Raw genomic sequence first — 25340 nt, 5'->3', positions numbered from 1 at the left:
CCCGGCCCGATGTGTCGGCAATGAAACATCCCTCTGTCAAGGGCGTACGGCCGTCGCACAGCAGGTTTCACCGGTGTACGAATCGACCAAAGGGTTACGTTCGAGGCGAGTTGGCCGAGCGTCGCAAAGTGACCATACACACATCCGGCCGGACCTTGTCGGGCAAGGTCCGGCCGCGAGTGTGTGGTTGACGCGCCTTGTTGACGTATCGCCTTTACGAAAAGGTGACTTAGCCGGGCGGGTCGGCCGGTGGATCAGCCGAGCAGGCTCTCCAGCTCGACGTGCTCCAGACCGTGGGCCTCGGCGACCTCGCGGTAAACGACCTTGCCGTCATGGGTGTTGAGGCCCTTGGCGAGCGCGGGGTCACGGCGCAGCGCCTCGGCCCAGCCGCGGTTGGCGAGTTCGACGATGTAGGGCAGCGTCGCGTTGGTGAGCGCGTAGGTGGAGGTGTTGGGCACCGCGCCGGGCATGTTGGCGACGCAGTAGAAGACCGAGTCGTGGACGGTGAACGTCGGCTCGGCGTGCGTGGTCGCGTGGGAGTCCTCGAAGCAGCCGCCCTGGTCGATCGCGATGTCGACAAGGACACTTCCGGGCTTCATCCGGGCGACGAGCTCGTTGGTGACCAGCTTCGGGGCCTTGGCGCCCGGGATGAGGACCGCGCCGATGACGAGGTCGGCGTCGAGGACGGCCTTCTCCAGCTCGAAGGAGTTGGACATGATCGCCCGGACCTTGGTGCCGAAGACCTTGTCGGCCTCACGGAGCTTGTTGATGTCCCGGTCGAGCAGGGTCACGTGGAAGCCCATGCCGACGGCGATCTGGGTGGCGTTCCAGCCGGAGACGCCGCCGCCGATGACGACGGCGCGCGCGGGCTGGGTGCCGGGGACGCCGCCGGGGAGCACGCCGCGACCGCCGACCGAGCGCATCAGGTGGTAGGCGCCGACCTGCGGGGCGAGACGGCCCGCGACCTCGGACATCGGGGCGAGCAGCGGAAGGGCGCGGCCCGGCAGCTCGACGGTCTCGTAGGCGATGGCCGTGGTGCCGGACTCGATGAGCGCGTCCGTGCACTCCTTGGAGGCGGCCAGGTGCAGGTACGTGAAGAGCGTCTGGTCCTTGCGTAGGCGGTGGTACTCCTCCGCGATGGGCTCCTTGACCTTGAGCAGCAGGTCTGCGGTGGCCCACACCTCGTCGGCGGTGCCGAGGATCTGCGCGCCGGCGGCCACGTACTCCTCGTCCGGGATCGACGAACCGGTGCCGGCGCCCTGCTCGACGACGACCTGGTGGCCGTGGCGCACCAGCTCGTGCACGCCGGCCGGGGTGATGGCCACCCGGAACTCGTTGTTCTTGACCTCGCGGGGGATGCCGACCTTCACGTGGATCACGGTCCTTGGCTCAGAGGGTGTGGGGTCACCCATGGGGCGATACAACACATACCCGGTCATGCATGAGCACACCAGGATGCACCGCAGGAGAAGGTGCGGCACAGCCAGTCTAATGAAGGTGTTCCCGCTGTCTAGCCTTTCATTGCATCAATCTTCAGCGGATGTACTACGGATTTCGTAGGTGTCAGGGTCGTGTTTCGGCTGCTCGGCCGGTTCGGGGGCCTGTTCCGGCTCCGATTCCGCCTCCGAAAGCTCCTCGCCCAGCAGCCGCTCGGCGGCCCCGCGGTGCAGCGCAGCACCCGTGGGATCGCCGAGCCGTTCCAGGTTGTCGGCGAGCCGCAGCTGGAGCGCGGCCTGGAGCCGTACGTCCTCGGCGCGGCGCGCCCACTCCACCGCCTCCTGGCAGGTGCGCAGCGATTCCTCGGGGCGCCCGGCGTACTCCTGGACGCGGGCCAGCTCGCTCAACGCCCGCGCGTGGGCGGCGACATCGCCGTTCTTGCGGTATCCGGCGACCGCGGCCCGCCAGCCCCTGAGCGCCTCGCCGTAGCGGCCCGCGTAGGTGTGGGCCTCGGCGATCCGCCCGTACAGCCGCGCGGCCTCCTCGCGCTCCTCGCGGGCCAGGCGCTGGGCGAGCGCCCGGCCGAACCAGTCGGCGGCCCGGTCGTAGTCCTGGAGCTCCAGATGCGCGCCGCCTACGGATTCCATCGCGCGGCCGGTCGCATACGGGTCGTTCGCCTCCCGTCCGGCGTCCAGCGCGGCCCGGTACCGGGCCAGCGCGTCGTGGGTACGGCCGGTCTGCGCGTCCAGGTCGCCCAGGTTCAGCAGCGCGGCGGCCCGCTCACGGGGCAGCTCCCGGCGCTCGGCGACGTCCAGGACGAGCGTGTGGACGCCGTACAGGTCGGGGGCGGCGGCCTGGGTGCCGAAGTGCGCGACCATCGCCCGCACCAGCTGGGACATCAGCCGTCGGGCGAGGGTGTCCAGCTCCCCGTCGGCGACCGCGAGCCGCGCCGAGGCGAGCAGGGCGGGCCGGCGGATGCGCAGCCAGTCCTCGGCGGCGCGCGGGCTCGGGAAGCGCAGGGAGCGGGGCATGCCCTGGAGCTTCTCGCGGGCCTCGGGGTTGTCGGTCTCGGTGATGGCCCGGCTGGACTGGAGCAGCCGTACGGTGCGCTCCAGCATGCGCGCGCGGGCCAGCTGGAGCTCTCCGGGGCGGTCCTGGGTCTCGGTGAGCGCCTTGAGCAGGGGGTGCAGACAGCCGGGCACCTCGTACTGGGGCAGCGGCGAGTCGATCGGGTGCAGCAGGCCGAGGGCGACGAAGTCGTCCAGGGTGGTGCGGGCGCCGCCCACCGAGCAGCCGGCGAGCGCGGAGGCGGTGTGCGGGTCGATCAGACCGGCCGGGGCGAGGGAGAGCAGGCGCAGTATCCGGGCGGCGGCGCTCGGCAGGGAGGCGTAGGCGAGGCGGAACGCACGGGTGAGCGGGGTGCCCTCGTCGCCCTCGGCGCGCAGCTGCTTGGCGAGGTCGGCGACGGCCGTCTTGGGGCGGGCGGCGAGCCAGCCGCCGGCGAGCACCAGCGCGGCGGGCTGGGCCTGGCACTCCTCGACGAGTCCCTCGGCGGCCCGCGGGTCGACGGTGATGCGGACCGAGCCGGTGTGCCGGGTCAGCAGCTCCAGGGCGGACTTGGTGTCGAGCCCGCCGAGCGTGCACGGGCGGACGTCGGAGATCCCGGTCAGCGGGCCGTCGGACACGGCGACGACCAGGCACTCCGGGCTGTCCGGCAGGAGCGCGTCGACCTGCTCGGCGGTGACCGCGTCGTCCAGCAGGAGCAGGGCGCGCCGGTCGGCGAGCGTCTCGCGCAGGACCTCGGTCAGGTCGTCCTCGTCGGCCCCGGCCGGGGTCGGCCGGTCCAGGGCGGTGAGCAGCTCGCGCGCGGCGCGCTCGACGGGGACGGGCGTGCCGTCGGGTTCGCTGAGCCGGACGCGCAGCAGCCCGTCGTAACGGTCCGCGACCTGGCGGACGAGTTCCTCGGCGAGCGCGGAGCGGCCGGAGCCGGGGCGGCCCGCGATGAGCAGCACGCGCGCGCGGGGCGCCTTCCGTCCGGCCAGGGTGTCGAGACCCGCTCGCTCGATGTCGGCGAGCAGCTCCTTCAACTCCCTGGTCCGGCCCAGGAACTGGCCCTCGGCCGACACCCGCACCCCGCTCGTGTCCACCGCCTGATCCGTCACGGGCCACACTCCCGTCCCACGCACGCGCAAGCCCGCCGGGAATCCGGATCGGGCACTTACAGAGCGTAGTTCACTCTCTGCAACGTTCCGTGAGGAGCACGGCGGTGACGTCCCCCGATCGGATCAGCCGATGGTCACACCGTGGCCGGTTCGGGCTCAGGCCTCGAACGGGCGCGCGGGCCAGGCGGCGTCCGCGGGGCGCAGCGCGTCCAGTCCGTCCCCGTTGCGCGCGGCGACCAGGGAGAGGACGCCCACGACCAGGCAGTTGTTGTGCAGCTCGCCCGCGAGGGCGCCGCGCACGAGTTCGTCGACCGGCACGCGGGCGTACTCCAGGTCGATCTCCTCGTGCTCCACCTCGAAGCGCTCGCCCTCGGCCTCGGCCAGGTCACGGGCGAGGAAGATCCGGATGGCCTCGTCGCAGCCGCCGGGGGTGGTGTAGACGTCGGTCAGCACCCGCCAGTCCTCGGCCTTGACGTGGGCCTCCTCGTACAGCTCGCGCTGGGCGGCGTGCAGCGGGTTCTCGCCGGGCACGTCGAGCAGGCCGGCCGGGATCTCCCAGAGCTTGTGGCGCACGGGGTGGCGGTACTGGCGGATCAGCAGGACGCGGTCCTCGTCGTCGAGGGCGAGGACCGCGACCGAGCCGGGGTGGACCTGGTAGTCGCGGCGGACGACCGATCCGTCGGGCATGACCACCTCGTCCGTGCGGACGGAGGTCTTGTTGCCCACGAAGGGGGTCTCCGTGGACCGGATCTCCCACTCCTCGGGGGTGTCCTTGATCGTCATGCCCTGTCCTTCCGCACGTGCGCACAAAGTGAAGCCGGGGTGCCCGCCGTTGAATGCGGGCACCCCGGCCACCGTACAACCGGTGTGTTACTTCGAGACCTTCCGCTGGACGGCCGCCTTCACCAGCCCCGCGAAGAGCGGGTGCGGGCGCGTGGGGCGCGAGCGCAGCTCCGGGTGCGCCTGAGTGGCGACCAGGTAGGGGTGGACCTCGCGCGGGTACTCGACGTACTCGACGAGCTTGCCGTCCGGGGAGGTGCCGGAGAACTGGATGCCCGCCTTCTTCTCCAGCTCCGCGCGGTAGGCGTTGTTCACCTCGTAGCGGTGGCGGTGCCGCTCCTCGACGTACTCCTTGTCGTCGTAGACCTCACGGACGATGGAGCCCTCGGCGAGCTTGGCCGGGTACATGCCGAGCCGCATGGTGCCGCCCATGTCGCCCTCACCCGCGACGATGTCGAGCTGCTCGGCCATGGTGGAGATGACCGGGTGCGCGGTGCCGGAGTCGAACTCGGTGGAGTTGGCGTCCGGGATGTCGGCGAGGTGGCGCGCGGCCTCGATCACGATGCACTGCAGGCCCAGGCAGAGGCCGAGCAGCGGGATCCGGTTCTCGCGGGCGTACTGGATGGCGCCGACCTTGCCGAGCACACCGCGGTCGCCGAAGCCGCCGGGGATGCAGATGCCGTCGACGTCGCCGAGCTGCGCCGCGGCGCCGGCCGGGGTCTTGCAGTCGTCGGAGGTGACCCACTTGATCTTGACGCGGGCCTTGTTGGCGAAGCCGCCCGCGCGCAGCGCCTCGGTGACCGAGAGGTAGGCGTCGGGCAGGTCGATGTACTTGCCGACGAGCGCGAGGGTGATCTCGTGGTCGGGGTTGTGGACGCGGTCGAGCAGGTCGTCCCAGGTCGTCCAGTCCACATCGCGGAACGGCAGGTCCAGCTTGCGGACGACATAGGCGTCCAGGCCCTCGCCGTGCACGGTCTTCGGGATGTCGTAGATCGAACGGGCGTCCGGGCAGGCGACCACGGCGGCCTCGTCGACGTCGCACATCAGCGAGATCTTCCGCTTGATCGCGGTGGGGACCTCACGGTCGCAGCGGAGCACGATCGCGTCCGGCTGGATACCGATGTTGCGCAGCGCCGCAACCGAGTGCTGGGTCGGCTTCGTCTTCAGCTCCCCCGACGGCCCGATGTACGGCAGGAGGGAAATGTGGACGACGAAGACGTTGTCGCGGCCGACCTCGTGACGGACCTGGCGGACCGTCTCCAGGAACGGCAGGGACTCGATGTCCCCGACCGTGCCGCCGACCTCCGTGATGACTACGTCGACCTCGTCGGTCGCCATACGGCGGATGCGGTGCTTGATCTCATTGGTGATGTGCGGGATGACCTGCACGGTGTCACCGAGGTACTCGCCGCGCCGCTCCTTGGCGATGACGGTGTTGTAGACCTGGCCTGTAGTGACGTTGGCGCTGCCGTCCAAGTCACGGTCGAGGAAGCGCTCGTAGTGTCCGATGTCCAGGTCGGTCTCGGCGCCGTCGTTGGTGACGAACACCTCTCCGTGCTGGAAGGGGTTCATCGTGCCCGGGTCGACGTTGAGGTACGGGTCGAGCTTCTGCATCACCACGCGCAGGCCGCGGGCCTTGAGCAGCATGCCGAGGCTGGAGGCGGTCAGCCCCTTGCCGAGAGAGGAGGCGACACCCCCGGTGACGAAGATGTGCTTGGTCGTCGCAGATTTGGGCGGCATGGCCAAAGGGGGGCTCCCGTGGTCGCGGTCTGGGGTGCTGGGCGGCTTCACTCCCGGAAATCTCCGGAGGCGCCGTCGCTGCGGTTCGGGGGTTTTTCGCCCACCGGTCCACGGGCTACCAGGGTATCAGCGCCTCGACGCGATGGCTTCCGGCCACTCTCCGCACACGCAACGACACGGACACACGGGGCTCACGTGTTTCTTACCCGTCGCTCACCCGATCGGACCACCCGCGTTGCCCGGAGCGGCACACAGATCATCTACGTGCGTCGTATCCTGCTCGGACATTGCCTGCCGAGCCCGTCCGGAAACACGGCACCACCCCCCGCCCGTCATCACCGGAACAACGAGAGCTCGTCAGTTCGTTGAGCACTGACCTGTCGTTTTGCGTCCAGCCAGAGCGACTGCTTTGCTTCACCGCTCAACGACGCAGTACACCGACCCCTTGACCGCACTAGCGACAGCCCCCTTTTCCTCGGGGGGTGACGTGGCCGTTCGACTGGAGTTGCACGTGGCCGGGCGCATCGAAGACTACGCACTCATCGGAGACATGCAGACCGCCGCCTTGGTCTGCGTGGACGGCACAGTGGACTGGCTGTGCCTGCCCCGCTTCGACTCACATGCCATCTTCGCCGGCCTGCTGGGCACCGAGGAGCACGGCTTCTGGCGCCTCGGGCCCGCGCATGCCGCCGACGCGCCACCGCCCCGCGCGGCCCGGCGCACCTATCGCGGCGACTCGCTGATCCTGGAGTCCGAGTGGGACACCCCGCGCGGCACGGTCCGGGTGACCGATTTCATGCCGCCGCGTGACGGCGCCCCCCAGCTCATCCGGATCGTCGAGGGCGTCTCGGGCCGTGTCCCGATGCGCTCGGCCCTCAGGATGCGGTTCTCCTACGGCCGGGTCGTGCCGTGGGTGCACAAGCACGAGGGCCGCACGGTGGCCGTCGCCGGACCCGACTCGGTCTGGTACGACACCGAGTGCGAGACGTACGGGAAGTCCCTCACGACGTACTCGGACTTCACCGTCGCCCCCGGTGACCGGATCGCGTTCACCATCTCGTGGCAGCCCTCGCACAAGGACGCGCCCCCGCTGCCGGAGCCGGAGCAGTCGCTGGAGGCGACCGAGGAGTTCTGGCGCGAGTGGGTCGAGCACTGTACGTACCACGGCCCGTACCGCGAGGCGGTGGTCCGCTCGCTGATCACCCTGAAGGCCCTGACGTACGCCCCGACCGGCGGCATCGTGGCCGCGCCGACCACCTCCCTGCCGGAGGACATCGGCGGCGTCCGCAACTGGGACTACCGCTACACCTGGCTGCGCGACGCGGCCATCACGCTCTCCTCGCTGCTGCGCACCGGCTACCGCGAGGAGGCCCGCGCCTGGCGCGAGTGGCTGCTGCGCGCGGTCGCCGGTGACCCGGAGAACCTCCAGATCATGTACGGCATCGCGGGCGAGCGCGAGCTGGGCGAGGCCGAGCTGGACTGGCTGCCCGGCTACGAGGGCTCCGCCCCGGTCCGGGTCGGCAACGGGGCTGCGCACCAGCTCCAGCTGGACGTGTACGGCGAGGTCACCGAGGCGCTCCACCTCGCCCACATGACCGGGCTCGCCCGCAACGACTACGCCTCCCTGCTCCAGCTGAAGCTGATCCGCTACCTGGAGGACCACTGGGACGAGCCCGACGAGGGCATCTGGGAGGTCCGCGGCCCGCGCCGGCACTTCGTGCACTCCAAGGTGATGGCCTGGGTCGCCGTCGACCGGACGATCAAGCTGATCGAGTCCGGCGACGCGGACGGCCCGCTGGAGCGCTGGCGGGAGCTGCGCGACGACATCCACCGGGACGTCTGCGAGAAGGGCTACGACAAGGAACGCAACACCTTCACGCAGTCCTACGGCTCCCAGGAGCTGGACGCGTCGCTGCTGCTGATCCCGCAGATGGGCTTCCTGCCGCCGGACGACAAGCGCGTCATCGGCACCATCGAGGCGATCCAGCGCGAGCTGTCCACCCCGGACGGGTTCATCCTGCGCTACCCGACCCACAGCGGCGACGAGAACGTGGACGGGCTGCCCGGCGACGAGGGCGCGTTCCTCGCCTGCTCGTTCTGGATGGCCGACGACCTCGCGATGATCGGCCGCGTGGACGAGGCCCGCAAACTGTTCGAGAAGCTCCTCGCCCTGCGCAACGACCTCGGTCTGCTGGCCGAGGAGTGGGACCCCCGTCTCCAGCGCCAGGTCGGCAACTTCCCGCAGGCCTTCAGCCATGTGCCCCTCATCGACACGGCCCTGAGGCTGACCGCGTCCGGCGCCTACGGCGGCTGACCCGGCGCCAACAGGACCGCGGCCCCGCGCCCGCCTACGCTGGAACCATCTGCCCCTGCACGGAAGGGGGCGCCCCATGGCCTCCCCAACGAAGGCGGGCGCGGCGCTTGCCGCGCTCCGCGAGGATCTGGTCGGCGACGTGCTCGCCCCGGGGGACACGGGCTACGACGAGGCCCGCACGCTCTACAACTCGATGATCGACCGGCGTCCGGCGGTGATCGCCCAGTGCGTGGACGCGAACGACGTCGTCCGCGCCGTACGGTTCGGCCGTGACCTGGACCTGCCGATCGCGGTGCGCGGGGGCGGGCACAGCGTGGCCGGCATGTCCCTGAACGACGGCGGGCTCGTCGTCGACCTGCGCCATATGCGGGCCGTGACCGTCGACCCGGCGGCGATGACGGTGACGGTCGCGGGCGGCGCCACGATGAGCGACCTGGACCGCGCCTGCCAGCCCCACGGGCTCGCCACGACCGGCGGGCGCGTGTCGACCACCGGTGTCGGCGGGTTCGTGCTCGGCGGCGGCAGCGGCTGGCTGGAGCGCTGCTGGGGGCTGGCCGTGGACAATCTGCTCGGCGCCGACCTCGTCACCGCCGACGGCTCGACCGTGACGGCGAGCGCCGAGGAGAACCCCGAGCTGTTCTGGGGGCTGCACGGCGGCGGCGGCAACTTCGGCGTCGCGACCTCGCTGACCCTGCGGCTGCACGAACTGCCCGCGTTCTCCATCGCGATGCTCTTCTTCCTCCCGGAGTTCGGCGACGACGTGGTCCGCACGTACCGCGACGTCATCGACGCGGGCCCGGTGGAGGCGGGCGGCGGGGTCATCTACCTCACCGGCCAGGACGAGGAGTTCATGCCCCGCCATCTGGTCGGCAAGCTGCTGTGCGGCGCCCTGCTCACCTACGCCGGGACCGAGGCGGACCTGCGCAAGCTCGCCGAACCGCTACTGGCGCTGCCGCACGAGGTGGAGATCGTCGGCCAGATGCCCTACGCCGACGTGCAGTGCATGCTCGACGATCCTCCCGGCCTCAGGAACTACTGGTCGGCGGAGTACCTGACGGCGCTCACCGACGACTACGTGAACGTGTTCTGCGCCGGCGCCTCCCGCATGCCCGTCCCGAGCGGGACCCTGCACGTCCTGTTCCCCGAGGGCGGCGCGGTCGCCGACGGGCCTGCCGGGTTCCCGGTGCCGTACCGCGGCGCGCCCTGGGGCATGCACCCCTTCGCCGCCTGGGAGGACCCGGCCGACGACGAGCGCTGCGTGCAGTGGGTCCGAGACGTCCGCGCCGAGGCCAGACCCTGGGCCACCGGCGACGTCTACCTCAACTTCATCGGCGACGAGGGCGCGGACCGCGTCGTGGCCGGCCTAGGCGCCGAGAACACGCACCGGCTGGCCGCTCTCAAACGGGAGTACGACCCGGACAACGTGTTCCGCTTCAACCACAACATCGCCCCCGAGTGAGCGGGCAGGCGGCCTGGCGGGGCGTGGGGAACCCTGAGATGTGCCCGCGGCGCCCCCGGAGGTAGCGTCCGGCTCATGGACAGCGGATTCGACAGCCACGGCGCCGGCATCACCGTTCAGCGGGCACTGGAGCTGCCCGGCCTGCGCGGCGGGCTGCCGGAGGTGCTCGCGGGCGCCGAGCGGCTCCAGCGGCCGGTGCGGTGGGTGCACGCGGGCGAGGTGCCGCACATCGCGTCGCTCCTCAAGGGCGGGGAGCTGCTGCTGACCACCGGCTACGGGCTCGGCACCCGCCCCGCCGAGCAGCGCGCGTTCGTCCGGACCCTGGCCGAGCGGGGCATCGCCGCCCTGGTGATCGAGCTGGGGCCGCGGTTCGCCCGGCTGCCCGCCACCCTCGTCGACACGGCCCGCTCGACCGGGCTGCCGCTGGTCCAGCTGCACCGTGAGGTGCCGTTCGTGACGGTGACGGAGGAGATCCACACCGAGATCGTCAACGGCCACTACGCGCTGCTCCAGCGGGCCGAGGAGGTCCACCGGCGCTGCACCCAGGCCCTGCTGGGCGGCGGCGGGGTGCCCCAGGTGCTGGGCATCCTGGCCGACTTCGGCGGCAACCCGGTGTTCCTGGAGACCGTCGACGGACAGCTCCTGTACGCCGCGGGCGCCGGTCCCGAGGGCGCCGACCCGCTCCAGGTGTGGGAGGGGCTGCGCGGCCAGCACCGGCACGCCCCGCCGCCGTCCGGCTCGGTCCTCGTGGACGTCCCCGGCGGGGGCCCCGGCACCGGCTCGGTACGGGCCCGGCTGGTGCTGCTGCCCGTGCGCTCGCCGCTCGCGCCCGTGCACCGCATCGCCGCCGAGCGGGCGGCCGGCATCCTTGCGGTGGTGCTGATGCAGGCCCGCCAGGAGGAGGAGCTGGCGGCGCGGGGCCGCGGCGACTTCCTCACCGATCTCGCCGAGGGCCGGATCACCGCCGAGGACGCGCCCGCGCAGGCGCGCGTGCTCGGCTTCAAGCCGGGCGGCAGCCCGCTGCTGCCGGTGGTGATGCGGCTGGGCGACACCCTCTCCCCCGGCGGAGGCTGGGCCGTCCTGGCCCGCGCGGTCTCCGAGGAGCTGGCCTCGGTCGGCGTGCCGGTGCTGCTGGGCGTACGGCCGGTCGAGGGCCGCGTGCTGGTCCTGCTGGGCCTGCGGACGGAACCGGAGCGCACGACGGTCGCCGACCGGGTCGCGGCGGCGCTGCGGGCCGGGGTGGAGCGCGCCGGGATGCGGCGTCCCGGCGCCCGGCCGCCGGTGGTGGTCGTGGGCGTGGCGGGCGGCTGGGCGGCGGCCTCGGCGGGCCTGCGGCACGCGGCGGAGACGGCGACCGCCGCGCAGGGCCTGCCGGACCTGCCCTGGTACGACGCGCGGCGCCTGGACATCGACCTGCTGCTGTGGCGGCTGCGCGACCACCCGGACCTCGCGGCCTTCGTGGACCGCGCGATCGGCCCGGTCCGCGATCACGACCTGCGGTCCAAACCGCCGCTGCTGCCCACCCTGGAGACCTATCTGGCGCACGCGGGCCGCAAGGCGGAGACCGCGCGCGAGCTGCACCTGAACCGGCAGACCCTCTACAACCGGCTCGCGCGGATCGGCGAGTTGCTCGGCACGGACCTGGACGACCCGCAGACGGTCCTGGCGTTGAGCCTGGCCCTGCGGGCCCGCCGGCACGTGCCGTGACCGGCCGTCCGCCCCCTCGGCCTCAGATCAGCGGCCGGGCCTGGGTCAACTCGTCGTAGACGCTGAGGACTTGCGCGACCGTCTCGTCCTCGGTCGGCCAGGTCGCCGCCTGCCGCACGCCCCGCTCCCGCAGCTCCTCGCACCGCTCGGGGTCCCCGAGGAGGCGGACGACGACGTCGGCGAGGGCCCGGGTGTCCCCGTAGGGCACGAGTTCGGCGGCGTCTCCGACGAGTTCGGGCATGCTGCCCACCTCGGTGGCGATGAGCGGCACGCGCGCGTGCAGGGCCTCCTGGGCGAGCAGGGAACGCGCCTCCCAACTGCTCGTCAGGAGGGCGAGATCGGCGGCGGCGAGCAGCTCGGAGACGTCGTCGCGCCGTCCGATGAGCCGGACCGGCAGCGCCTCGTCCTCGATGCGCTGCTGCAACTCGGCGCGCAGCGGCCCCTCCCCGGCGATCGCGACGAGCGGCAGCGGGTCCAGGGCGCGCCACGCGCGGGAGGCGTCCAGCAGGGTGTCGTAGCCGCGGTGCCGGTCCAGGGAGCCGACGGCCATCAGCAACGGACGTCCGATGGCGCCGAGTTCGGCCCGCACCTTGGGGCGCGCCGGGTCCTCCGCACGGACCTCCCGGCGGGGCCCCGGCAGGGCGACGGCGGCGAGCCGCGCGTCCCGGGCGCCTGTGGAGCGGGCCCGGTCGACGAGGGCCGAACTGGCGCCCAGCACCACGGAGGCGGCCCGTACGACCCGCCGCTCCAGCAGGCGCACCAGATGGGCGCGCGCGCCCTCGGCCTGCGCCCGGTCGTGCCACGTGACGACCAGGGGCGTACGGCGCCCGCTCAGCGCGAGGACGGCGCGGAAGGAGGCGTGCAGCCCGTGCGCGTGCACCAGGTCGGCGTCCGCGCAGGCCGCCCGGAGCATGGCGACGGAGGTCGGATCGCTGCTGCGCGGTACGTGCACGTGCTCGGCGCCGGCGCCCGAGAAGTCGTAGGTGCGATCGGCATCGGCGGGGGCGCACACCGTGACCCGCACGCCCCGCGCCACGAGCCCCGAGGCCAGGGACCGCACATGCGCGCTGCTCCCGGCGTTGCCTCCGCCGAGCACCTGCACGGTGCGCAGCGGCGACTGACCGTGCGGTGAGTGGCTGCTCACGAGGCTCACGTGGCCGGGGCTCCTGGTTCGGCGTCGGGCGGTCACGAGGAAACGTACAGAAGCGACCGGGCGGTGGGATGGACCGCGCGCTTCCTCCGCGTACTGCGTGCGTACCGCCAAGCATGCCAGCACGCACGGGTGTTCCGGGAACGCCGGGAGTGTGCGGATTCCGCGTGGGTCACCCACATGGGTGAGCGTGCGCCCCACGCGTCGGTTCCGCTACCCCGCGTCCCCCGCGCGTGCCGCCGCCAGCAGTTCCTCCGCGTGCGCCCGGGCCGTCTCGGAGTCCTCCTGGCCGGCGAGCATCCGGGACAACTCCCGTACGCGGTCCTCCCCTTCGAGGACCTTCACGCCGGACCGGGTGACGGACCCGTCGTTCGTCTTCTCCACCAGCAGCTGCCGGTCGGCGAAGGCGGCGACCTGCGGCAGGTGCGTGACGACCACGACCTGGGCGGACTTGGCGAGCTTGGCCAGGCGCCGCCCGATCTCCACGGCCGCCTTGCCGCCGACACCGGCGTCGACCTCGTCGAAGAGGTACGTCGGCACCGGGTCGGTCCCGGCGAACACGACCTCCACGGCGAGCATCACGCGCGAGAGCTCACCGCCGGAGGCGCCCTTGGCGATGGGCCGCGGCGGGGCACCCGGGTGCGGGGCGAGCAGCAGCTCGACCTCGTCGACACCGGAGGGCCCGTAGGCGACGGGCCGTCCGCCGACCTCGACGCCCTCGGGGTCCTCGGTCTGCCGCAGCGCGAACGACACGCGCGCGTGCGGCATCGCGAGGGACGCCAGCTCGGCGGTGACGGCCGCCGCGAACCGCTCGGCGGCCTCCGTCCGCGCGTCGCTCAACGCCTGCGCGAGGCCGCCCAGTTCACCGCGCAGCCCGTCGCGCTCGGCGGTGAGCTCGTCGATCCGCTCGTCGTCGCCGTCGAGTTCGGTGAGCCGGGCGGCGCTCTGCTCGGCCCAGGCGAGCACGGCGGCCACGTTCTCGCCGTACTTGCGGGTCAGGGCGGTGAGCGCGGCCCGCCGCTCCTCCACGGCCGACAGACGCAGCGGATCGGCGTCCAGGTCGTCCGCGTAGCCGGCCAGCTCGCCCGCCACGTCGCCCAGCAGGATGCCGACCTCGCCGATCCGGTCGGCGAGCGCGGACAGCTCCGGGTCGTGCGACCGTACGGCGTCCAGGGCCCGCTGGGCGCCCGCGACCAGGGTGTTGGCGTCGATGCCCTCGGGGTCCTCGGGGTTCCCGGCGAGGGCGGCGTGCGCGACCGTCGCGGCGGACGACAACGCCTCGGCGTGTCCGAGCCGTTCGGCCTCCTCGGCCAGCTCGACGTCCTCCCCGGGGCGCGGTTCGACCGCGCCGATCTCGTCCAGGCCGTAGCGCAGCATGTCGGCCTCCTGGGCCCGTTCACGCGCGCGTGTGGTGATCTCGTCGAGTTCGACGGAGACCGCCCGCAGCCGCCGGTAGGCCTCGCCGTACTTGGCGAGGGGTCCCGCGACGGCGTCCCCGGCGTACCGGTCCAGGGCCTGGCGCTGCCGGGACAGCTTCAGCAGGCCCTGCTGGTCGGTCTGGCCGTGCACGGCGACCAGTTCGTCGGCCAGCTCGGCGAGCACGCCCACGGGCACGCTGCGCCCGCCCACGTGCGCCCGGGACCGGCCCTCCGCCGAAACGGTACGGCTGATCAGCAGCGCCCCGTCGTCCAGCTCGGCGCCGGCCTCCTCGGCCCGCAGCGCGGCGGACGCGCCGGGCGGCAGCGCGATCCGTCCTTCGACCACGGCCTTCTCGGCCCCGATCCGTACCAGCGCCGGGTCCGCCCGTCCACCGAGCAACAGCCCCAGGCTGGTGACCACCATGGTCTTGCCCGCGCCCGTCTCACCCGTGACGGCGGTGAACCCGGGCGACAGCTCGACGACCGCGTCGTCGATGACTCCGAGGGACCGTATCCGCATCTCTTCCAGCACGGACACGACCATACGAGGTACGGGCGCCCGGATGCGAGGCGCCCTGTCACCCGGGCGGGTGGACCGGCCCCTAGTGGGGAGCCCCGCGCCAGCCCGAAACCGGCAAAGCGAACTTCGCGACCAGGCGGTCGGTGAAGGAGGCGTGGTGGAGCCGCGCCAGCCGCACCGGCACCGCCCCGCGCCGCACCTCGACCCGGGCCCCGGCGGGCAGCTCCACGGTCCGCCGTCCGTCGCACCACAGCACGCCCGGCGGGATGTGCGGCAGCACCTCCACGGCGAGCACCGAGTCCGGCGAGGTCACCAGCGGCTTCGCGAACAGGGCGTGCGCGCTGATCGGCACCATCAGGAGCGCCTCGACCTCGGGCCACACCACGGGCCCGCCCGCCGAGAACGCGTACGCGGTCGACCCGGTCGGCGTGGACAGCACGATGCCGTCGCACCCGAACCCGGTCACCGGCCGCCCGTCGATCTCCAGGACGACCTCCAGGAGCTTCTCGGCGCCCGCCTTCTGCACCGCGGCCTCGTTCAGCGCCCAGTCGGTGTGCACGATGTCGCCGTTGCTGTGCACGACGACGTCGACGGTCATCCGCTCCTCGACCTCGTACGCCTTGCTGACGACCCGGTCGACGACCTTGTCCAGGTCGTCCCGCTCGGCCTCGGCGAGGAAGCCGACGCTGCCGAGGTTCACCCCCAGCATGGGCACTCCGGAGGCGCGCGCGAACTCGGCGCCGCGCAGCAGCGTGCCGTCACCGCCCAGGACGATCAGCAGCTCGCAGCCGTCCAGGCACTGCGGAGTGGCCTCCTCGACCAGCTCCACCTCCTCGGGCAACGGCAGGTCGGCGGCCTCGTACGCCAGGACCCGCACTCCGATGCCCTCACGGAGCAACCCCTTCACGACCAGCTCGGCGCTTCTGATCGCGGCCGGCCGCCCGGTGTGGGTCAGCAGGAAAACAGTACGAGCTCGGTTCTGTGTCAACGCGGCCCCTCCGCCACTGCACGGTCAACATCGGCCGGGTCCAGGGCGGGCGCCCCGGCACGCAGCCACAGGAAGTATTCGACATTGCCCGAGGGGCCGGGCAACGGACTTGCCGTGACACCGTTCACCCCGAGCCCGAGTTCCCACGCCTTTTCGGCCACCCCGCGCACGGCCTCCGCGCGCAGCTCCGTACTCCGGACGACTCCCCCGCTGCCCAGTCGTTCCTTCCCCACCTCGAACTGCGGCTTCACCATCATCACCAGGTCGGCGTCCGGTGTCACGCAGCGCACCAGGGCAGGCAGGACCAGCCCCAGCGGGATGAAGGAAAGATCCCCCACGACAAGATCCACGGGCTCCTCATCGATCACCTCAAGCGTCAACTCGCGTACGTTCGTACGGTCCTTGACGGTGACGCGTTCATCACTCTGCAGAGTCCATGCAAGTTGTCCGTAGCCGACGTCCACCGCGACGACGTGCGCGGCACCCGCGCGCAGCAGCACATCGGTGAACCCGCCGGTCGAGGCCCCGGCGTCCAGCGCGCGCCGTCCCTCGACGACGAGCCCCCGGGGGACGAACACACTGAAGGCGCCCGCAAGCTTGTGCCCACCGCGGGACACGTAGTCGGGCTCACCGTCGTCGGCGGTCACGACGATCGCCGCCGCGGTCTCCACCTGGGTGGCGGGCTTCGTCGCGACGGTCTTGCCGACGGTGACCCGCCCGGCGGCGATCAGCTGGCTGGCGTGCTCACGCGACCGCGCGAGCTTCCTGCGCACCAGCTCGGCATCCAGACGGCGGCGTGCGACTCCGGCCACGTTCGGTTCAGCTCCTGTGTTGTCCGTACGACGGTGCGGGCCCCTGAGGTCCCGGGCGGGCGTCGAGCGCGGTCAGCGCGTCACGAAGCCCCCGGTGTACATCCTCGTACACCTCGACGTGGCCGTCCGTGGCGAGGTGGTCGGCGTCGCCGAGCCGGTCCAGCAGGGCGTCCACGCCGGGGTGGTCCGTGGGGGTGCGGGGGACGTCCAGGGGGGCCGGGGCGGACGGGTCGTCCTCGGCCGCCTCCTCGAAGGCCTCCGGGCTCTCGGGAACTGCGTCGCTCATGCCCAGACGCTACCCCGAAGCGCTGCGGTACCGTCGGTCGCGATGGCCACGATCGAGGAGTGCCGCAGCGCACTCGAGAAGCTCTCGGACAGCATGCGGCGCGCCGAGGGGGACGTCGCCGCCGCGGCGGCCCTGGACCGCTCGGTGAGCTGCCGGATCACCGACCTGGACGTCACGTTCACCGGGCGGATGACCGGCGGCGGGATCGTCGTGCACGACACGCTCCAGGGCCCCCCGAAGGACAAGGCTCAGATCCGGCTGACCATGACGGGCGACGACCTGCTGGCCCTGGTCGACGGGGAGCTGAACTTCGCGAAGGCCTGGGGCTCGGGCCGGGTGAAGCTCGAAGCGGGCCTCCGCGACCTGTTCCAGCTCAGGAAGCTTCTGTAGCCACCGCGCGCGCCCCGTCGGCCGCCGCGCGCCCCTCGCCCCGGGTGCGGGCCTTGCGCGCCGCCGGGACCACCAGCGGCGTCCCCGTCTCCGGGTCGTCGATGACCTGGCAGCCCAGCCCGAAGACCTCCTCGACCAGCCCGGCCGTGACGATGTCGCCGGGCGCGCCCTCCGCGATCACCCGGCCGCCCTTGAGGGCGATGAGATGGGTGGCGTACCGGGCGGCGTGGTTGAGGTCGTGCAGGACGGCGACGAGCGTACGGCCCTGCTCCTCGTGGAGTTCGGCGCAGAGGTCCAAAACATCGATCTGGTGCTGGATGTCGAGGTAGGTCGTCGGCTCGTCGAGGAGCAGCAGCGGGGTCTGCTGGGCGAGCGCCATGGCGATCCACACGCGCTGGCGCTGGCCGCCGGACAGCTCGTCGACGTACCGGTCGGCGAGTTCGGCGACACCGGTCCGCGCCATCGACTCCTGGACGACCCGCTCGTCCTCGGTGGACCACTGGCGCAGGATGCCCTGGTGCGGGTACCGGCCGCGGCCCACGAGGTCGGCGACGGTGATCCCGTCGGGCGCGATCGACGACTGCGGCAGCAGGCCCAGCGTCCGCGCGACCTTCTTCGCGGGCATCGACTGGATGACCTGCCCGTCGAGCAGCACCCGGCCCTGGTTCGGCTTCAGCATCCGCGACAGGGCCCGCAGGAGCGTGGACTTGCCGCACGCGTTCGGCCCGACGATCACGGTGAAGGAGTTGTCGGGGATCTCGACCGACAACTCCTCGGCGATGACGCGCTGGTCGTAGGCGAGAGTGACGTTCTCGGCGGAGAGGCGGTTCACGGTGCTCCTTCGGGTGTTCTGGTTCGCCCGGGTGTCGATGTTCGCCGAGCCGCTCATATCCGGCCCGCCTTGCGTTCGGTGACCAGCAGCCACAGCAGATAGACGCCGCCGAGGACACCGGTGACCACACCGACGGGCATCTGGTCGGCGCCGAAGACCTTCTGGGACAGCCAGTCGGCGGTGACCAGCAGGGCGGCGCCCATGCACAGGGACGCCAGCAGGTTGGGGCCGGGCGAGCGGGTCAGCCGGCGGGCGAGCTGCGGCGCGGTGAGCGCCACGAAGCTGACCGGGCCCGCGGCGGCGGTGGCGGTCGCCACCAGCAGCACGGCGGCCACCAGCAGCAGCGCCCGCACCCGTTCGACGCGCACCCCGAGGGCGTTCGAGACGTCGTCGCCCATCTCCATCATCCGCAGCCCGCGCGCGTTGCCGAGGACGAGTGGCACGAGCACCGCGCAGAGCGCGAGCAGCGGCCACACCTGGTCCCAGTCCCGGCCGCTGAGCGACCCGGTCATCCAGACGACGGCACGGGCCGCGTCGACGATGTCGGAGACGGTGAGCAGATAGCCGTTGACGGCGGTGAGGATCGCGGAGACGCCGATGCCGACCAGGACGAGCCGGTATCCGTGCACCCCCTGTTTCCAGGACAGCAGGTAGATCGCCACGCCGGTCACGAGCCCTCCGGCGAGCGCCCCCAGGGTCACCTGCGCGGCGCTCCCGGAGAACAGCACGATGACGACGAGCGCACCGGCCGACGCCCCCTGCGAGAGGCCCAGGATGTCCGGGCTGCCGAGCGGGTTGCGGGACACCGCCTGGAACAGCGCCCCGCCGAGCCCGAGCGAGGCCCCGACGAGCAGCCCGACGAGGACCCTCGGCAGCCGCAGCTCGTTGACGATGAACTCCTGGCCCGCGTTGCCGCCCCCGACGAGGGTCTTGAGGACGTCCCCGGCGGAGATCGGGAAGTCGCCGGTGCCGATCAGCACGACGCTCGCCAGGAGCGCGGCCAGCAGCAGGGCGAGGACGACCCCGGCGGCCCGGACGTCGAGCCGGAACGAGAGACCGCCCGGGGTCCGGACGGCACGGGTGGCGCGTGCGGCACGAAGGGTCTTCACAGTTGTGCCGTCCTTCGCCGTCGTACGAGGAAGATGAAGACCGGACCGCCGAGGATCGCGGTCACGATGCCGACCTGGAGCTCCGAGGGCCGGGCCACGACGCGCCCGACGACATCGGCGCCGAGCAGCAGCACCGGCGACAGGAGGGCCGCGTACGGCATGATCCAGCGCAGGTCGGGCCCGGTGAAGGAGCGCACGACGTGCGGCACCATCAGCCCGACGAACACGATCGGCCCGCACGCGGCGGTCGCCGCACCGCACAGCACGACGGCGGCGAGCATCGACAGCGCCCGGGTCCGGTTCAGGTTGGCGCCGAGGGCCTTGGCGGTGTCGTCGCCCATCTCCATCGCGTTCAGCGGCCGGGCGAGCGCGAGGGCGAGGAGCGAGCCGCCCGCCAGGAACGGCAGCACCTGGAGGATGGTCGACTCACTGGCCGAGGTCAGCGAACCCACGGTCCAGAAGCGCATCTTGCCGAGCGCCGCCTCGTCGCTGATCATCACGGCCTGGAGATAGCCGTAGAGCGCCGCGCTGATCGCCGTACCGGCGAGCGCGAGCCGCACCGGGGTCGCGCCCCGGCTGCCGCCGAGGAACCAGACGAGGGCTCCGACGGCCGCCGCGCCGAGGAACGCGAACCACACATAGCCGTCGAGGCTCGTGATCCCGAAGAACGTGATCGCGGTGACGACCGCGGCGGACGCGCCGGCGTTGATGCCGAGCAGCCCGGGGTCGGCGAGCGGGTTGCGGGTGAGCGCCTGGAGCACGGTGCCGGACAGACCGAGCGCGGCGCCGGCCAGCAGACCGAGGACGGTCCGCCAGAGCCGGTCGGTCACCACGACGTCGCCGTAGGTTCCCGAGTTCTCGAACAGGCCGTGCCACACCTGTGGGAGCGTCAGCTCTTTCGCCCCGATCGCGATGCTCGCCAGCGCGACGAGCACCAGGAGCACGACGGACAGGAGCAGCCCGAGGGCACGTATCGCCCGGCGGCCGGGGGGCGCGGGAGCGGTCTCCGCGCGCTGTTCAGGGGGACTGTCGACCAACACGCAGTTAGGTTAGCCTACCCTCCGATCCGGCCACGCTCCCGCTGCACGGGGACACGGCCGGGCCGCCCCGGCCTCGATACGGGCGGCCCGGCTTCTTCTCCCTACAGGCCCAGCCGGGCCAGCGCCTTCCCCGCGTCCAGCGCGCAGCTTCCCGCCCCGGCGGCCGTCCAGGCCGCCGCGCACAGCGCCCGAAGGCCGTCCAACGGCTCCCCGTCACCGTCGAGTTCCAGCCGCTCCGCACCGGCGACCGCGGTCCACCCGCCGCACCGGAACCCGCCGTCCGCCTCCGTGACCTCGGGCTGTCCGGTGAGCATGCCGCGCAGGTCCGCGTCGACGTACGTCGGCCGGTGCTGCGGCGGGGCGGCCAGCAGCTGGGCCCCGTCGGTCACACCGGTCAGCACGAGCAGCGAGTCCACCTCGCCGTTGAACGCGCCCTCGATGTCGGTGTCCAGCCGGTCCCCGACCACCAACGGCCGCTCGGCGCCCGTCCGCAGGATCGTCTCCCGGTGCATCGGAGGCAGCGGCTTGCCCGCGACCTGCGGCTCGGCACCCGTCGCGATCCGCACGACCTCCACGGCGGCCCCGTTCCCCGGCGCGATCCCGCGCCCGCTGGGAATCGTCAGGTCCGTGTTGGACGCGAACCACGGGACCCCGCGCGCGATCGCGTACGACGCCTCCGCGAACCGTCCCCACGGCAGATCGGGCCCGCCGAAGCCCTGCACCACGGCGACCGGATCGTCGTCCGCGGACTCCACGGGAACGAGCTCCCGCTCGCGCAGCGCGACCCGCAGCCCCTCACCGCCGATGACCAGCACCCGCGACCCGGCGGGCACCTGCTCGGAGATCAGCCGGGCCACCGCCTGCGCGGAGGTGATGACCTCCGGCGCCTCCGTCGGTATCCCCAGCTCGGTCAGATGCCCCGCCACCGTGTCGGGCGTCCGCAGGGCGTTGTTCGTGACGTACGCGAGACGCATCCCGCCCGCACGCGCGGTGGCCAGCGACTCGACGGCGTGCGCGATGGCGCTCCCCCCGGCGTACACCACCCCGTCGAGGTCGAGCAGCGCGGTGTCGTACGCCTCGCTCAGGGCCTGCCCACTGCCCTCGGGCCTCGTCCTGACGCTCTGGCTCATTCCGCATCGCTCCTCACTGGACGGCTTTCCCCCGATCATCTCGCACACCACCGACACACGTACGATGCCGGGATGAACACTGCAGGTCACTCGGAAGCAAGGGTGCCCCGAGGTCTGGAACTCACCCCGTTCCGCGGCCTCCGCTACGACCCCGACCGGGTCGGCAGCCTCGCCGCCGTGACATCGCCCCCGTACGACGTCGTCGTCCGCCCCGACGGCCTGCACCAGCTCCAGTCCGCCGACCCGTACAACATCGTCCGGCTCATCCTGCCGCAGGCGACCACGCCGAGCGCTCGCAACGAACAGGCCGCCGACACCCTGCGCCGCTGGCTCGCCGAGGGAGTCCTGGCCGCCGACGCCGAACCCGGCTTCTACGTCTACGAGCAGCGCCACGCGGACGGCATGCTCCAGCGCGGCATCATCGGCGCCCTCCATGTCTCGGACCCGGCGGACCATGTGGTGCTGCCCCACGAGGACGTGATGCCGCATGTGGTCGCCGACCGTGCGGCCCTGATGCGCGCGACCTCCGCGAACCTGGAGCCCCTGCTCCTGACCTACCGCGGCAACGGCTCGACTGGAGACACCACGGCGGTCGTGGAGCGGACGGCGGAACGGCCCCCGCTCCTCGCCACCACCACCGAGGACGGCTACAGCCACCGCCTGTGGGCCCTCACCGACCCCGCCGACGTGAGCGCCGTCCAGTCCGACCTCGCCCACCACCAGGCCCTGATCGCCGACGGCCACCACCGCTGGGCGACCTACCGTCGTCTACGCGCGGAGCATCCCTCGCCGAGCCCCTGGGACTACGGCCTGGTCCTCCTCGTCGACACGGTCCGCTACCCGCTCCGCGTCCGCGCGATCCACCGGCTCCTGCACGGCGTGCCGGTCGCGCGGGCGCTGGCTCCCCTGGAGGGCCTGTTCCGGGTGGAACGCCTGGACGTGCCTCTGCCCGAAGCCCTGGAGGCCCTGGCCGACGCGGCCTGCGCGGGCAACGCCTTCCTCCTCGCCGGAGACGGAGCCTTCCACCTCCTGGACCGCCCCGACCCGGACCTCCTGGCCCGCACGATCCCCGCCGACCGCCCGGCGGCCTGGCGCACCCTGGACGCGACGGTCCTGCACGCCACGCTCCTGGAGCACGTCTGGCACGTCCCCGAGGACGACCCGGCCCGCATCGCCTACATCCACGACACGGCGGCCACGGTCCGCAAGGCCGAGCGCGACGGCGGCACGGCCGTCCTCATGCACCCGGTCCGCGAGGAGGTCGTCCGCGACCTGGCCCGCCAGGGCGTCACCATGCCCCGCAAGTCGACGTCCTTCGGCCCGAAGCCGGCGTCGGGACTGGTGCTGCGCGCCCTGGAGATCTGAGCCGGTCCGAGCCGCCGCGCCCCTACGAAAAGGGCGGGATCCCGATACCGGGATCCCGCCCTTTCACTTGCTCACGCTCTCACGTGCCCACGCTCGGGGACGGACGTCAGTCCTTGTCGTCACCCTTGACGTCCTCGTCACCCTTGACGTCCTCGTCGTCCTCGTCGTCCTCGTCGTCCTCGTCGTCCTCGTCGAGGTCGTCCTCGCCGATGTCGTCGATGTCGTCCTCGTCGATGTCGCTCTCGACGACCGTGATCTCGGCCTGGGGCTCTGCCTCGGGCTCGGGCTGCGCCTCGGGGGTGGCCTCGTCATCGCCGAGCGCGTCGACGAACTCGACGCCGTCCAGCTCGGCGAGCCGGTCGGAGGCGTCGGTGCTGCCGTCCCGGTCGGCCTCGACGGCCTTGGCGAACCACTCGCGCGCCTCGCCGTCACGGCCGGCCGCGAGCAGCGCGTCCGCGTAGGCGTAGCGCAGCCGCGCGGTCCAGGGCTGCACCGAGCTGGACGCCAGCTCGGGGCTCTGGAGCGTCACGATGGCCGCCTCCAGCTGGCCCATGTCACGCCGGGCACCGGCCGCGACGAGCCGCATCTCGACCTGACCGGCCTTGTCCAGCTTGTTCACGTCGGGCGCGCCCGCCATGTCCAGCGCCTTCTCCGGCCGGCCGAGCCCACGCTCGCAGTCGGCCATCACGGGCCACAGCTCGACGTTGCCGGTCATGCGCCGCGCGGCCCGGAACTCGGCGAGGGCCTCGCCGTACTTCTGGTTCGCGTACGCCGCGAAGCCGGCCGCCTCGCGCACCGCCGCGACACGCGACGCGAGCCGCAGCGCCACCTTGGAGTAGCCGTAGGCGCCCTCGGGGTCCTCGTCGATGAGCCGCGCGACCATCACCAGGTTGCGCGCGACGTCTTCCGCGAGCGTCTTCGGCAGGCTCTGGAGCTCCTGCCGCACGTCCTTGTCGATCTCGTCGCCGGTGACGTCCTCGGGGATCGGCAGCCGCTTGATGGGCTCACGGTCCCGGTCGCGGTCACGATCCCGGTCGTCGCGGAACCGGCCACCACCACGGCGGTCGTCCCCCCGCCCGTACCCACCACGGTCGTCACGCCTGTCGTCACGCCGGTCGTCGCGCCCGCGGAAGCCGCCGCCTCCGGGCCGGCCACCTCGGTCGTCCCTACGGGGACCTCGGTCGTCACGGCGGTCATCGCGACGGGGGCCTCGGTCGTCCCGGCGGAAGCCGCCGCGGTCGCCGTCCCGGCGGTCGTCGCGTCGGTCGTCACGGCGGTCGAATCCGCCCCGGTTGTCGTCACGGCGCGGAGCGTAGCCGCCACCGCCGCCGCCACGGTTGTCGTCACGACGCGGGGCGTAGCCGCCACCGCCGCCGCCTCGGTTGTCGTCCCGGCGGAAGCCACCACGATCGTCGCTGCGCCGGTCGTCTCCACGGCGGTCGTCGTCGCGGCGGAAGGCGGGACGGTCACCGTCACGACGGAACCCACGGTCACGATCCCGATCGTCACGACGCGGACCGGCAGGACGGTCACCATCACGACGGAACGCCGGACGGGAACCCCGGTCGTCACCACGACGGTCATCACGGCGGTCGTCACGACGGAAGCCGCCGCGGTCGCCGTCCCGGCGGTCATCGCGCCGGTCGTCACGGCGGTCGTCACGACGGTCGAATCCACCGCGGTTGTCGTCACGACGGAAAGCCGGACGGGGGCCCCGGTCATCGCCACGACGGTCATCACGGCGGTCGTCACGACGCGGGGCGTAACCGCCACCGCCACCACCACGGTTGTCGTCACGGCGGGGGGCGTAACCGCCACGGTTGTCGCCGCCACGGTTGTCGCTACGGCGGTCGTCTCCACGGCGGTCGTCGTCGCGGCGGAAGGCGGGACGGTCACCGTCACGACGGAACCCACGGTCACGATCCCGATCGTCACGACGCGGACCGGCAGGACGGTCACCATCACGACGGAACGCCGGACGGGAACCACGGTCGTCACCACGACGGTCATCACGGCGGTCGTCACGGCGCGGGGCGTAACCACCACCGCCGCCGCCTCGGTTGTCGTCACGGCGGAAGCCACCACGATCGTCGCTGCGCCGGTCGTCTCCACGGCGGTCGTCGCGACGGCCGGCGTACCCGCCACCGCCACCGCCGCCACGGTTGTCATCGCGCCGACCGTACCCGCCACGGTCACCGCGGTCACCACGGTCGTCACGGCGGAAGCCGCCGCGATCGCCCCGGTCACCACTGTCCCGTCGCCGCTGGTCGCGCTCAGGTCGGTCGTCGGGAGAGTTGGTGGACATCGGTGACTCCTGTCTTCGGTACCGCAAGCATTGTAAAAACAAAAGGACCCCAGGTCCCAGCTGAACGCTGGGACCTGGGGTCCTTCCAAAGATTGTTCGGCGGCGTCCTACTCTCCCACAGGGTCCCCCCTGCAGTACCATCGGCGCTTTGAGGCTTAGCTTCCGGGTTCGGAATGTAACCGGGCGTTTCCCTCACGCTATGACCACCGAAACCCTAATGGTTTCGAGCGAACAAGCACACTCTGTAGTTATAGTGATGCGTTCTGCTCAAAAAACCGGCAACAGTCGTTGCCTCAGAACTAACACAGTGGACGCGAGCAACTGAGGACAAGCCCTCGGCCTATTAGTACCGGTCACCTCCACCCATTACTGGGCTTCCAGATCCGGCCTATCAAC

Annotated in this window: 20 protein-coding genes and 2 rRNA genes; 5 read left to right on the top strand and 17 right to left on the bottom strand. The window is 72.3% G+C overall.

Annotation, left to right across the window (positions count from 1 at the left end; genetic code table 11):
• Positions 1 to 254: 254 nt before the first annotated feature.
• The 4 genes from ald to ACIPSE_RS41700 form a co-directional block, all read right to left on the bottom strand.
• The gene (ald, locus tag ACIPSE_RS41715; RefSeq protein ID WP_401674269.1) at positions 255 to 1370 is read right to left on the bottom strand and encodes an alanine dehydrogenase; all 1116 of its coding nucleotides are present in this window, start codon (positions 1368 to 1370) and stop codon (positions 255 to 257) included.
• Between the two features lie 156 nt (positions 1371 to 1526).
• Positions 1527 to 3599 (bottom strand): tetratricopeptide repeat protein, encoded by a 2073-nt coding sequence (locus ACIPSE_RS41710; protein WP_401673982.1) that lies wholly within the window; start codon positions 3597 to 3599, stop codon positions 1527 to 1529.
• Between the two features lie 156 nt (positions 3600 to 3755).
• Positions 3756 to 4382 carry an NUDIX domain-containing protein gene (locus ACIPSE_RS41705; protein ID WP_401673979.1) on the bottom strand — a complete coding sequence of 209 codons (627 nt, stop codon included), beginning with the start codon at positions 4380 to 4382 and terminating at the stop codon, positions 3756 to 3758.
• An 87-nt stretch (positions 4383 to 4469) separates the two neighbouring features.
• Entirely contained in the window at positions 4470 to 6119 is a 1650-nt protein-coding gene (locus ACIPSE_RS41700; protein ID WP_401673976.1) for a CTP synthase, read from the bottom strand.
• Positions 6120 to 6630: 511 nt separating this feature from the next.
• Between ACIPSE_RS41700 and ACIPSE_RS41695 the strand changes: the two genes are divergently transcribed.
• From ACIPSE_RS41695 to ACIPSE_RS41685, 3 genes are all read left to right on the top strand, one after another.
• Positions 6631 to 8433: a glycoside hydrolase family 15 protein gene (locus ACIPSE_RS41695; protein ID WP_401674267.1), complete on the top strand. Its 1803-nt coding sequence runs from the start codon at positions 6631 to 6633 to the stop codon at positions 8431 to 8433.
• A 76-nt stretch (positions 8434 to 8509) separates the two neighbouring features.
• Positions 8510 to 9892, top strand: a complete 1383-nt coding sequence (locus tag ACIPSE_RS41690) for an FAD-binding oxidoreductase (RefSeq protein ID WP_401673974.1) — start codon at positions 8510 to 8512, stop codon at positions 9890 to 9892.
• 75 nt (positions 9893 to 9967) lie between these two features.
• Positions 9968 to 11599, top strand: coding sequence for a PucR family transcriptional regulator (locus ACIPSE_RS41685; protein ID WP_401673972.1), 1632 nt, complete (start codon positions 9968 to 9970; stop codon positions 11597 to 11599).
• A 22-nt stretch (positions 11600 to 11621) separates the two neighbouring features.
• Here the strand turns inward: ACIPSE_RS41685 and ACIPSE_RS41680 are convergent, their stop codons facing one another.
• From ACIPSE_RS41680 to ACIPSE_RS41660, 5 genes are all read right to left on the bottom strand, one after another.
• Entirely contained in the window at positions 11622 to 12752 is a 1131-nt protein-coding gene (locus tag ACIPSE_RS41680; protein ID WP_401673970.1) for a glycosyltransferase family 4 protein, read from the bottom strand.
• Positions 12753 to 12962: 210 nt separating this feature from the next.
• Positions 12963 to 14711: a DNA repair protein RecN gene (gene recN, locus ACIPSE_RS41675; protein WP_401673968.1), complete on the bottom strand. Its 1749-nt coding sequence runs from the start codon at positions 14709 to 14711 to the stop codon at positions 12963 to 12965.
• 58 nt (positions 14712 to 14769) lie between these two features.
• Positions 14770 to 15675, bottom strand: a complete 906-nt coding sequence (locus ACIPSE_RS41670) for an NAD kinase (RefSeq protein ID WP_401673966.1) — start codon at positions 15673 to 15675, stop codon at positions 14770 to 14772.
• Complete coding sequence (locus ACIPSE_RS41665; protein WP_401673964.1) at positions 15672 to 16487, bottom strand: TlyA family RNA methyltransferase; 816 nt, start codon at positions 16485 to 16487, stop codon at positions 15672 to 15674. Before ACIPSE_RS41665 ends, ACIPSE_RS41670 begins: the two co-directional genes overlap by 4 nt.
• A gap of 7 nt (positions 16488 to 16494) precedes the next feature.
• Positions 16495 to 16773, bottom strand: a complete 279-nt coding sequence (locus ACIPSE_RS41660) for a hypothetical protein (RefSeq protein WP_401673962.1) — start codon at positions 16771 to 16773, stop codon at positions 16495 to 16497.
• Between the two features lie 42 nt (positions 16774 to 16815).
• Here ACIPSE_RS41660 and ACIPSE_RS41655 point away from each other — a divergent pair, with 42 nt between their 5' ends.
• Positions 16816 to 17163, top strand: a complete 348-nt coding sequence (locus ACIPSE_RS41655) for an SCP2 sterol-binding domain-containing protein (protein ID WP_401673960.1) — start codon at positions 16816 to 16818, stop codon at positions 17161 to 17163.
• On the opposite strand, the gene ACIPSE_RS41650 is transcribed toward ACIPSE_RS41655, so the two are convergent.
• The 4 genes from ACIPSE_RS41650 to ACIPSE_RS41635 all read right to left on the bottom strand — a co-directional run bounded on the left by ACIPSE_RS41650 (position 17147) and on the right by ACIPSE_RS41635 (position 21274).
• Positions 17147 to 18052 carry an ABC transporter ATP-binding protein gene (locus ACIPSE_RS41650; RefSeq protein WP_401673958.1) on the bottom strand — a complete coding sequence of 302 codons (906 nt, stop codon included), beginning with the start codon at positions 18050 to 18052 and terminating at the stop codon, positions 17147 to 17149. The two genes, ACIPSE_RS41655 and ACIPSE_RS41650, sit on opposite strands and share 17 nt — an antisense overlap.
• A complete protein-coding gene (locus ACIPSE_RS41645) occupies positions 18049 to 19104 on the bottom strand; it encodes a FecCD family ABC transporter permease (protein ID WP_401673955.1) in 1056 nt (351 codons plus the stop codon). The genes ACIPSE_RS41650 and ACIPSE_RS41645 overlap by 4 nt, the downstream gene beginning before the upstream one ends.
• Positions 19101 to 20144 (bottom strand): FecCD family ABC transporter permease, encoded by a 1044-nt coding sequence (locus tag ACIPSE_RS41640; RefSeq protein WP_401673952.1) that lies wholly within the window; start codon positions 20142 to 20144, stop codon positions 19101 to 19103. The genes ACIPSE_RS41645 and ACIPSE_RS41640 overlap by 4 nt, the downstream gene beginning before the upstream one ends.
• Positions 20145 to 20245: 101 nt before the next feature.
• Positions 20246 to 21274 carry an HAD hydrolase-like protein gene (locus ACIPSE_RS41635; RefSeq protein ID WP_401673950.1) on the bottom strand — a complete coding sequence of 343 codons (1029 nt, stop codon included), beginning with the start codon at positions 21272 to 21274 and terminating at the stop codon, positions 20246 to 20248.
• A 72-nt stretch (positions 21275 to 21346) separates the two neighbouring features.
• Between ACIPSE_RS41635 and ACIPSE_RS41630 the strand changes: the two genes are divergently transcribed.
• Positions 21347 to 22639 carry a DUF1015 family protein gene (locus ACIPSE_RS41630; protein WP_401673947.1) on the top strand — a complete coding sequence of 431 codons (1293 nt, stop codon included), beginning with the start codon at positions 21347 to 21349 and terminating at the stop codon, positions 22637 to 22639.
• A 106-nt stretch (positions 22640 to 22745) separates the two neighbouring features.
• On the opposite strand, the gene ACIPSE_RS41625 is transcribed toward ACIPSE_RS41630, so the two are convergent.
• From ACIPSE_RS41625 to ACIPSE_RS41610, 4 genes are all read right to left on the bottom strand, one after another.
• Positions 22746 to 23630 carry a hypothetical protein gene (locus tag ACIPSE_RS41625; RefSeq protein WP_401674265.1) on the bottom strand — a complete coding sequence of 295 codons (885 nt, stop codon included), beginning with the start codon at positions 23628 to 23630 and terminating at the stop codon, positions 22746 to 22748.
• Positions 23522 to 24856: a hypothetical protein gene (locus tag ACIPSE_RS41620; protein ID WP_401674262.1), complete on the bottom strand. Its 1335-nt coding sequence runs from the start codon at positions 24854 to 24856 to the stop codon at positions 23522 to 23524. The genes ACIPSE_RS41625 and ACIPSE_RS41620 overlap by 109 nt, the downstream gene beginning before the upstream one ends.
• Before the next feature lie 182 nt (positions 24857 to 25038).
• A 5S ribosomal RNA gene (gene rrf, locus ACIPSE_RS41615) occupies positions 25039 to 25155 on the bottom strand.
• Between the two features lie 112 nt (positions 25156 to 25267).
• Positions 25268 to 25340 (bottom strand): 23S ribosomal RNA (locus ACIPSE_RS41610); the annotation flags it as partial.

The organism is Streptomyces sp. NPDC090106 (assembly GCF_044747265.1).
Lineage (GTDB): Bacteria > Actinomycetota > Actinomycetes > Streptomycetales > Streptomycetaceae > Streptomyces.
This window is presented reverse-complemented; position numbering and strand designations above follow the sequence as displayed.